Source organism: Azotosporobacter soli (assembly GCF_030542965.1).
In the GTDB taxonomy this organism is placed as follows: Bacteria; Bacillota; Negativicutes; order SG130; family SG130; genus Azotosporobacter; species Azotosporobacter soli.
On the sequence record NZ_JAUAOA010000017.1, the window covers coordinates 66,499 to 75,859 of the forward strand.

A 9,361-nucleotide genomic window follows, 5' to 3' on the forward strand; every position below is an offset into this window, starting at 1 on the left:
GGTCTTCTGTAAACGTTTACGTAAACGTTTACATTGTCTATTCTTCTTACCCTTAAAAAATTCCTGCTGCTCTTTTTCTTTTTTCTAACAATTCGTTTTTTCTTTTCTCTTATCTGTTTCGCAAGTATTTCTGTCCTGCTTTTTATATTTCAAACGGCGAAGAATAAATTTGCGCAGCGTGCAAGGCAGGTAAAAAAGCGGCCGGAGAGAATTAACAGGATAAAAGAAATCTGCGACAGACGCTTCTTACCTGATTATGACGAAGGGGAGATCATAGAAATGCGACGACTGAATGAAACGTTCCGCCTGGCAAATGGAGTTGCGATTCCCAAGCTCGGTTTCGGTACATGGCTGATCGAAAAAGAAAAACAATGTCTTTCCAGTATTTCGTATGCGCTGAAAAACGGTTATAGGCATATCGATACGGCAAACGACTACGGTAATGAAAAAAACGTCGGCAAAGCAATTAAGCAGTCTGCCGTTAAACGCGAAGACCTGTTCATCACGACAAAGCTGTCCGGCGACATTAAAGATGTGCGCCAAGCAGAGGCTGCTTTTAAAAAATCTTTGAAAGACCTGCAACTGGATTACATCGACCTTTATCTGATCCACTCTCCTGTGCCCTGGGATGAATGCGACGATCCGCAGGCAAACTACGATAAGGAAAACGCCGCCCTTTGGCAGAGGATGGAAGGCTGGTATCGCGAAGGTCTGATCCGCGCGATCGGCGTATCCAACTTCTCCTGTGCCGACCTTACAAACCTGCTCGAACATGGCACAACTGTCCCTCACGTCAATCAGATCTGTTATTACATCGGCTGTCCACAAAGCGAAGTGGTTCGCCTCTGCAAAGCAAATCAGATCCAAGTGATCGGCCATTCGCCTTTTGCGCACGGCGATCTTTTGCACAATGAAGATGTTCTGCGCATGGCGCAAAAATATGACAAGAGCGCATCACAGCTCTGCATCGCATTCGCATTGCAAAATGATATTCTGCCGCTGCCGAAGTCAACGCATGAAGCCTATATCATCGCGAATACAGACGTCGACTTTATCATAGATGACGCGGACATGCAGTATTTATCGCAGCTGACCAATACCATCCCGGATTCGGAAGCGGACTATCTGTAAATAACAGATCCGCTTGATCAACTCCGGCAGTGAATTTATTTCCATCACTCTATAAACACGAGGTAGCAAGCATGGCCCATCATCATTACCGTAACCTGGACGACGTCAATGTGGTTCTGCCGCCTTCCGCCGTACTGCGCTGGCAGAAGGAACGTTTCGGCAAAAAACGTGATCATTCTTACATCATGCCGCAGGCGACGGAAAAAGAACATGAATTTCTTGCCGCGAACCGCGCAGAGCCGACGCTGACCTGGGTCGGACACACAACGTTTTTACTGCAACTGGACGGCTTCAATTTGCTCACCGATCCGGTCTGGGCCGGACGAATGGGCTTTCACCGCCGTCTGGCGCAACCCGGTTTGGCGCTGGAAGACTTGCCGCCGATCGACGCGATTTTGATTTCGCATAACCATTACGACCACCTTCATCTCGACACGCTGCGCCGTTTGGGACGCGGCATTCCGATTTTTGTCCCCGCGGGACTCGCCGCTTGGCTGCGCGCCAAAGGCTTCTCCTGCGTACAAGAACTTAGCTGGTGGGAAACAGCCGTGCTCGGCAAGTTGCATCTGCATTTCGTCCCGGCGCAGCATTGGTCGCGCCGCCTGCTTTGGGATACCAACCACAGTCATTGGGGCGGTTGGGTCTTACAGAGCGCCGCCGGGCCAACCGTCTATTATGCGGGAGACAGCGGCTATTTTCGCGGCTTTGCAGAAGTGGGCCGCCGTTTTTCAATAGACTATTTCCTTGCGCCGACCGGCGCGTATGAGCCAAGTTGGTTTATGCAGACGCAGCATGCCTCACCGGAGCAAGCCGTACAAGCATATCTCGACTGCGGCGCACGCTTCTTCCTGCCGATGCACCACGATGCCTTCCCGCTTGGCGATGAAACGACGCTCGAAACGCTCGACCGTCTGAAAGCAGCCTGGCAGCAACGCAGCTTGCCGCCGGATGCCCTAAAGCTTCCGCTGCTTGGCGAAACGCTGCGCCTGACTTGGTAAATGAAAAAACGAAATCAAGTGGGACGCTCTTTACACGAAGAGTTGAAGAAGGGAAGGTCGGAAGAGCTTTTAAATTCTTCCTTTCTTCTCGCCGGGCCGATAGTATCGGCCCGCTTCGCTTCTTCGTGTTATCGTTTCCTTTAATCTGCCTATTCGTTCCTGTTATCGTATTTTGTTTTTTCAATTGTCTACACGCTGAAACGGGTCAGCTTTCATCCACCAGATGAAAGCTGACCCGTTTTTTTACTAGCGACCGTTACGTTTTAAAACCTCCGCCTGTTCTTCGCCTGCTCCTGTATAAGACGTCGCGCATTTTTCATGCCGCCGACGTCGGCGAACATGACCGCCAGTTTCTCCGCTTCGATCTGTTTTGCATTTAACCCTTGATACTTCGCTTCTTTTTGCAACTTTTGATAACTAAGCAGCCGTTCTTCCGGCAAACGACCTTGCTCAATCGCGCGGCGCACCGCGCACCCCGGTTCCCGCCCATGTCCGCAATCGGAAAAGCGGCACTCCTTAGCCAGTACGTCAATATCGCTGAACGTTTTGGCCAGATCCGCGCCTTCCAAACCAAGCTCACGCATGCCCGGCGTGTCGATTATAACGCCGCCGTCAGGAAGTGAAAGCATTTGACGGTTCGTCGTCGTATGCCGTCCTTTATCGTCTTGACGGATTTCCTGCGTGGCCATAAATTCGCGGCCAAGCAAACGATTGAGCAACGTAGACTTACCTACGCCCGAAGAACCGATCAGGGCAATGCTCCGGCCACGCCCCAGATAACGTCTGACGGCCTGATATCCCTCTTCGGCAAAACTTGACGTGACCACGACATCGACGCCGAACGCCACCGTCTCGAGCTGCGCCATTCTCTCCGCCAAATCAACGCAAAGATCCGCCTTCGTCAACACCACAACAGGCGTCGCGCCGCTATCCCATACCATGCCGAGATAACGTTCCAAACGCCGCAAATTAAAATCATCGTTCAGCGACATGCAAATAAAAACCAGATCCAAATTGGCCGCCACCACCTGCTCCGCCTGTCCGGTTCCCGCCGCTTTACGGATTACGGCGCTCCTGCGCGGCAAAACCTGTTGAATGACGCCATTGCCGCTTTGATCGTCGCTCCGGTCAAGCAGTACAAAGTCGCCCACTGCCGGATACTCGGACAAGCGCTTCACGGCAAAGCGAAATTTACCTGACACATCCGCGTTCATCATGCCTTTTCGCGTGACGACGCGGCAGCAGTCTCTATATTGCGAGACGACGCGCCCCAAATAAGCCCCCGCAGCCTCGGCTTCGGCGACTAATTGCGGGGTTAGCCCCCAATTTTCCATATCGATCATCTTTTCTTCCTCCAAAAGAATCCTTCGCCCTTTTGGGAGGCTGATCCGCTAGCTTATTTCAGATTCACCTCCCGGCTTCTTACAATATCCGACGTATCGTTGTTAAACATACCAACACCCCTTTCGTTGCTTTTTATTATACGCACATTCAAAGGCGATTTCCAGATACTTTTGTCGCTATCACTTTCTTTTGATTTATTTGAGTTAGCAAATCAAACTTGGCCGTCATGTGACTTTTCCAGAACGAAATGGCTTCGTGCCAGGCCTGGTCAAAAGACACGGCTGCGAGGATTGCTCGAACCAAATCATAGAGTGAAAAATTGGATAAATTTTGCAAGTTCACAAAATTCCCTTTCGTCGTTCCTTCAAAGTCCCGCGGAAGTTGTTTTTCCGGGACGTTAAGGACGAGGAAAGCAGACAGGGAGCACTAACTAAAACCATAGGAACGAGCAGCAGGACGCTGCTCGCAGATATTGCGCCATGGACGGCGTCATATATCTGGTATTCCGGTGGTTGCAGGTTTTTGCGACCATGGCTGATCCGAAGAACGATTAGTCACGGTAAAACTACTTTCGCGGAAAAAGCTAAGGTCATTAATAAACCACATTACTATCAAATTTATTTTGCTAAAGCAAATTTCTTAAAGTGCTTATAACCGCAAAAAAGGAGTGTCTCAACATATTTTCACCTATGTTGAGACACTCCTTTTTATAATCTCAATCATCCCTGCTTGAGCGGCCAAAGAGATTTCCCAGCGCGAACTTGTCGCTGCCGGACAGGACCAAAGCAAGCGCCGCCGCTAAGATCAAGAGATCGAATTCATAACCGCCGATAAAGCCTTTGCTGAGTTTGACGGAAAGAATCGCTCCGACAATGACACCCGCAATACCAAGCGCTGAGAGACGGACAAGCACGCCGAAGAGCAGTCCGGCTCCGCCGAGCGTTTCAATTGCAGTCACCGCGTATGCAAGCGCGGGCGGCAGGCCGATCGAAGCAAACCATTGTACGATTCCTTCAAAACCGCTGATTTTTTGCAAGCCATGCGCCAAAAATATGCTGCCCAGAGCAAGGCGGATTAAGAGCATGCTCCATTCATAATTCTTTTTCATTTTTATTTCCTCCCCGGTTGTCATTTGTTTTTATTTTATTAGTCAGCGCATTTCGCTAAAACGATACGGGTATTATTTAAATTTATTTTTAAATAATTTTTCTTCTTCGTTTTGTATTCCTACGCTTTTTCATAGAGGCAGGACTTCTTCGCTCTGTAAAGAATAAAAGGGTTGACCTTATTCTTACAATAAGGTTTAAAATTTTTAGAAAAGGGCTTCTACCTTATTGTAGGAATCATCTTTCTTACGCGTTATGATTGATACGAGGAGCTATTCGCATGAAAAAGTATTACACCATTGGAGAGACAGCGAAATTTCTCGGCGTTACCACGCAAACATTACGTCACTACGAAAAAATTGGCATTCTTAAACCCACGTATACTTCGAGCGGCAGCGGCTACCGCTATTACGAATTCAACCAGTTCCATATCATCGACCGGATCAAATACCTGCAATATTTAGGCTTATCGCTTTCTGAAATCGGCAGCATCATGAAAAAAGGCACGGTCGACGGTCTGCTGCCTGCGCTTGAACAGCAATGGCAGGCCGCCAACCAGGCCATGGAAGCGATGCGGGCCAGGATTAAAGACGTGGAATGGTATATTGACTACTTCACCTATTTGAGCAAAATGGACGTCTCGAAAGTGCTCTACCGCATGCACCTGGATGCGCGACATTTAATCCAGGTTCCCTGTTACGAGCACGACGAACTGGCGGATATGGAAATCCGCCTGGCCAAGACCCGCAGCCGCGCGGAACTGCACGCGCTCTCCTATCGCCGCCAATACGGCTATGAAATAACTGCTTCCGGCCTTTTTCAACGCAAGTTCGAACCTAAAACATATTTTATTTATCTCAAAGAGAGGCCGACGTTTTTCACGCCCTGGTATAAGGAACTTCCGGCCGGAGAATACCTTTGCTTCCGCACCAAATTGCTGCAGGAAAAATGGGACACGACCATCTTGGAAAAATTTTTCGATTCGCTGCCAAAACCGTCTACCATTGTCGCGCTGGAATTCGAAGGCAATTTAGTCGAATACATGAACGCCGATTATGAAGTGCAGCTGTTGTTGGAATAAAATTTTAGAGCATGCGCCGCTGGCGGCGTTACGAAAAAAATAAGCGATGCGTCTTTTTCATTTTACAAAAGACGCATCGCTTATTTTTTTCGCACTCCATTAAAATTGATTATTCTGTTTTGTGCGAATTTTTCTTGACATGCTTCTTAGCATAAGGTTTACGCTTGGCATATACGCACTACTATTGATTTGGAGGAGATACAAATGGTATTCAATGAGCTAACCAGAGAAACGAATATCCTGTATGCCGGAAGCGAGTCGAAGCTTCCGATCGAACACCCGGAGACGCCGCCGATCTATCATTCCACCGCCAACATCATCCAGGACATGGACGATTACGACTTTGCCAGTACCGGCGGCAAATATTACTACTGCCGGACCGCGAATCCGAACCGTGACGGAGTGGCTGACGCCGTCTCCTATTTGGAAAAAGGCGAGCAGTCGCTTGTCTGCGCTTCCGGCATGGCCGCGATTTCGACCGCCGTGCTCTCGCTTGTCAAAGCCGGCGACCATATCCTCGCCAACCGCTCGCTCTACGGCGAAACCATCGAACTGTTTGACAACATCTTAAAAAAGCTGAATGTGGAAGTCACCTATAGCGACTTCACCGATATGAATAGCGTTCGCGCAGCGCTGCAGCCCAATACCGCGATCGTATATACGGAAATCATCGCCAACCCGCTGATCGAAGTCGTCGACATCGATGCGCTGTCCGAACTGGCTCACGCAAACGGAGCGCTGGTACTGGTCGACAGCACCTTCACCACGCCGCTTGCGATTCGCCCGCTCGAACATGGCGCCGATCTTGTCATCCACAGTCTGACGAAATATTTTGGCGGCCATAGCGATATTACCGCCGGTTCGATCACCGGCTCCAAAAAATTGATGAAAAAAATCTATTTCGATTACTTATTGCTGGGCGGCTGTCTCGACCCCAACAGCTCCTGGCTGATGCTGCGCAGCATCCGGACGATGGAACTGCGCGTCATGAAACAGTTTGAAAACGCAAAAAAAATTGCCGAAGCCTTGCAGGACGATCCGCATGTCCGCTACGTAAATTACCCGACGCTCGCCAACCATCCGCAGCGTGAACTGGCCGCCAAACTCCTGCCGAACGGCTGCGGCGCGATGCTCAGTTTCCGCGTCGAAGACGACCGGGCCAAAGTAAATGCCTTTATGCATAAGTTGAATTTAGTTAAATATCTTGGTACATTAGGAGGATATCGTACGAGCATCGCCCACCCGGCTACCGCTTTTCGCAATGAATTCACGCCCGAGCAACTGAAAGCGATGGGCATGGAAGAAGGTCTGATCCGCATTTCCGCAGGCGCTGAAGCCATTGACGACTTAATTGCCGATTTCAAACAAGCCTTGACCGTATTCAAAAAAGCATAACTAAAGGAGGAGCTTATCGATGTTCAAAAATATTAATCTGCCGATCGCCCTGATCGCAGTCGGCCTGTTGGTCGCACTGGTCATTCCGATGGCGTTGTTTCCAGACGGAAGCGCCGCTGTGATCAACGTCTTTTACTCGATCATGACCTTGAACTTCCCCTGGCTGTTCTTGATGCTGGCCTTTCTCAGCGCCGTCTTCGCCGTCTTTATCATGTTCTCCAAATACGGCGACATCCGCTTAGGCGGCTCCGATGCCAAACCCCACTATAAATACTTCACTTGGGCCGCTATGAATATGTGTTCCGCAGCGGGCGCAGGCATCCTGATCTTCGGCATGGTTGAGTGGATGTATTACGTTAAAACGCCGCCGTTCGGCGTCGCTCCGATGTCGATCCAGGCGTATGAATACGCTTCCGCCTACGGAATGTTTCACTGGGGCTTTTCGGCTTGGGCCATTTATCTGCCCGCTTCGCTCGCGTTGGGTTACCTCTATTGGAATAAAAAAGTCGATTCTTTGAACTTATCCGATCTTTGCAAACCTGTTTTAAAAGGAAACAGTCTTCCGGTCCGCGCCGCACGAACCTTCATCGACGGAGTCGTCGCTTTCGGCTATATCGGCGGTCTGGTCTGCACAGTCGGTTTAGGCACATCCATTCTGGCCGAATTGGCCGGATACCTCTTAAACATGCCGATCACTTTTGAATTGCGCATCGGCGTCATCCTCGTCTTCTGCCTCTTCTTTATCCTCTCCACCTCGAAAAGCATCGCGAAAGGCATCGGCATTATCAGCGACTTTAACGTCAAGCTGGCCATTGCCTTTTTCCTCTTCGTTTTCCTGGCCGGGCCAAAATCGTTCATCCTGAACAACTTCGTCATGGCGATCGGCACCAATATCCGCGAATTCATCCATATGAGTTTCAATACCGATTCGATCGCGCAAACCGGCTTCATTCAGGAATGGACCGTTTTCTACTGGGCCTGGTACGTCGGCTGTACGATCTCCGACGGTCTCTGGCTGGCACGCGTCTCCTACGGACGCACGTTCCGTGAAATCGCAGTCGTCCGCTGCATCTGGACCTCGCTCGCCTGTTGGCTGGCGTTCGCAGTGCTTGGCAACTACGGCATCAGTTTAGAACTGTCCGGTGCGCTCAATCTCTCGCAGCTGGTCAGCGAAAGCGGCAATAACGCTGCAGTTTTGGCTGTCTTGAAGACGCTGCCCTTTTCCGGCCTCGCGATCGCCGTATACATGGCCGTCGTCTTCATCACCTTAGCCTGCGGCGCAACCGCCGCCTCCACCGTCGTCTCCATTCTCACCTCGAAAAATTTAAAGAACGACGAAGAGCCGCAAAAATGGTACAAAGTGTTCTGGGCCTTCCTCGTCCTGCTCCTGCCTGTCGGCATCCTCTTCTTGGAGCACATGGTACCGGGGCTGAATGTCTTAAAGACCATCCAATCCGTCACCTCAGTCTTCGCGCTTCCAATGCTCTTCGTTATCGCACTGCTGCTTCTCTCGTTCTACCGGATCTTGAAGAAGGATCTCGAAACGCAGGAACTTCCTGTGGAGAATAAGCAGGTGAGTTAAGCAAAAACAACAATGACTTTAAAAAATTTTCGCTTCCACTGCAATCAGAACCACCCGTCTAACGGGTGGTTTGCACTGAGGCTATAAGCCTCTATTACTAGCCGGCGTCTCAAGACGCTGGCTTTCACTTTGTTCAAGCCACTACGGTCTAATCACTTTTGCTATCCCTAAAGGGATGTTTGTACTACTTCACGTTACCCTTAAAAGGGTCATCGTACTCTCGTACATTCAGTTTATCTATTGCTTGATCATGTTTTTCTTGTTCTTGAATGTACTTCTTGATCGTCGCTTCATTTAGCCCTACTGTACTAACATAATATCCTTCTGCCCAAAAGTGCCTATTCCCATATTTGTATTTCAAATTACCATGCTGTTCAAATATCATTAGCGCACTTTTTCCTTTTAGATACCCCATAAATGCAGAAACACTGAATTTTGGCGGTATCGATACTAACATATGCACATGATCGATCATTAGATGACCTTCTATGATTTTTACGTCCTTATAACTGCATAGCCTTCGTAATATTTCTCCTATGCTTTCACGATATTGACCATAGATTATTTTCCGTCTAAACTTCGGCGTAAATACTATGTGGTACTTGCACTGCCATTTTGTATGTGCTAAACTTTGTCCCATAAAACTCACCAGTCCTTTCTTTGTATAGTGGCCTGAACACCCTCTATTATAAGAAAGTGGTGAGTTTTTGTATAACAGTTGTCA

8 protein-coding genes are annotated in these 9,361 nt (G+C 49.2%); 5 read left to right on the top strand and 3 right to left on the bottom strand.

Annotated elements, in window-relative coordinates:
- The first annotated feature begins 279 nt into the window (after positions 1 to 279).
- Together QTL79_RS13535 and QTL79_RS13540 are read left to right on the top strand one after the other, a co-directional pair.
- Positions 280 to 1,131: an aldo/keto reductase family protein gene (locus tag QTL79_RS13535; RefSeq protein WP_346355502.1), complete on the top strand. Its 852-nt coding sequence runs from the start codon at positions 280 to 282 to the stop codon at positions 1,129 to 1,131.
- Between the two features lie 71 nt (positions 1,132 to 1,202).
- Positions 1,203 to 2,129 carry an MBL fold metallo-hydrolase gene (locus QTL79_RS13540; RefSeq protein ID WP_346355503.1) on the top strand — a complete coding sequence of 309 codons (927 nt, stop codon included), beginning with the start codon at positions 1,203 to 1,205 and terminating at the stop codon, positions 2,127 to 2,129.
- Between the two features lie 263 nt (positions 2,130 to 2,392).
- Here QTL79_RS13540 and rsgA read toward each other — a convergent pair whose 3' ends face one another.
- Positions 2,393 to 3,472, bottom strand: a complete 1,080-nt coding sequence (gene rsgA / locus QTL79_RS13545) for a ribosome small subunit-dependent GTPase A (protein WP_346355504.1) — start codon at positions 3,470 to 3,472, stop codon at positions 2,393 to 2,395.
- Positions 3,473 to 4,188: 716 nt separating this feature from the next.
- Positions 4,189 to 4,581 carry a DoxX family protein gene (locus QTL79_RS13550; protein WP_346355505.1) on the bottom strand — a complete coding sequence of 131 codons (393 nt, stop codon included), beginning with the start codon at positions 4,579 to 4,581 and terminating at the stop codon, positions 4,189 to 4,191.
- A 278-nt stretch (positions 4,582 to 4,859) separates the two neighbouring features.
- Between QTL79_RS13550 and QTL79_RS13555 the strand changes: the two genes are divergently transcribed.
- The 3 genes from QTL79_RS13555 to QTL79_RS13565 all read left to right on the top strand — a co-directional run bounded on the left by QTL79_RS13555 (position 4,860) and on the right by QTL79_RS13565 (position 8,637).
- Positions 4,860 to 5,660, top strand: coding sequence for a MerR family transcriptional regulator (locus tag QTL79_RS13555; RefSeq protein WP_346355506.1), 801 nt, complete (start codon positions 4,860 to 4,862; stop codon positions 5,658 to 5,660).
- 204 nt (positions 5,661 to 5,864) lie between these two features.
- Complete coding sequence (locus QTL79_RS13560; protein WP_346355507.1) at positions 5,865 to 7,055, top strand: trans-sulfuration enzyme family protein; 1,191 nt, start codon at positions 5,865 to 5,867, stop codon at positions 7,053 to 7,055.
- Between the two features lie 19 nt (positions 7,056 to 7,074).
- On the top strand, positions 7,075 to 8,637 hold the full coding sequence (locus QTL79_RS13565; protein WP_346355508.1) for a BCCT family transporter: 1,563 nt from the start codon (positions 7,075 to 7,077) through the stop codon (positions 8,635 to 8,637).
- A 184-nt stretch (positions 8,638 to 8,821) separates the two neighbouring features.
- Here the strand turns inward: QTL79_RS13565 and tnpA are convergent, their stop codons facing one another.
- Positions 8,822 to 9,277, bottom strand: a complete 456-nt coding sequence (tnpA, locus tag QTL79_RS13570) for an IS200/IS605 family transposase (protein WP_346353623.1) — start codon at positions 9,275 to 9,277, stop codon at positions 8,822 to 8,824.
- Positions 9,278 to 9,361: the final 84 nt, after the last annotated feature.

Bases quoted from the DNA above. Each gene is read 5' to 3' on its own strand.
- QTL79_RS13535 (WP_346355502.1), top strand. From the start codon at position 280: ATGCGACGACTGAATGAAACGTTCCGCCTGGCAAATGGAGTTGCGATT.
- QTL79_RS13540 (WP_346355503.1), top strand. From the start codon at position 1,203: ATGGCCCATCATCATTACCGTAACCTGGACGACGTCAATGTGGTTCTG.
- rsgA (WP_346355504.1), bottom strand. From the start codon at position 3,472: ATGATCGATATGGAAAATTGGGGGCTAACCCCGCAATTAGTCGCCGAA.
- QTL79_RS13550 (WP_346355505.1), bottom strand. From the start codon at position 4,581: ATGAAAAAGAATTATGAATGGAGCATGCTCTTAATCCGCCTTGCTCTG.
- QTL79_RS13555 (WP_346355506.1), top strand. From the start codon at position 4,860: ATGAAAAAGTATTACACCATTGGAGAGACAGCGAAATTTCTCGGCGTT.
- QTL79_RS13560 (WP_346355507.1), top strand. From the start codon at position 5,865: ATGGTATTCAATGAGCTAACCAGAGAAACGAATATCCTGTATGCCGGA.
- QTL79_RS13565 (WP_346355508.1), top strand. From the start codon at position 7,075: ATGTTCAAAAATATTAATCTGCCGATCGCCCTGATCGCAGTCGGCCTG.
- tnpA (WP_346353623.1), bottom strand. From the start codon at position 9,277: ATGGGACAAAGTTTAGCACATACAAAATGGCAGTGCAAGTACCACATA.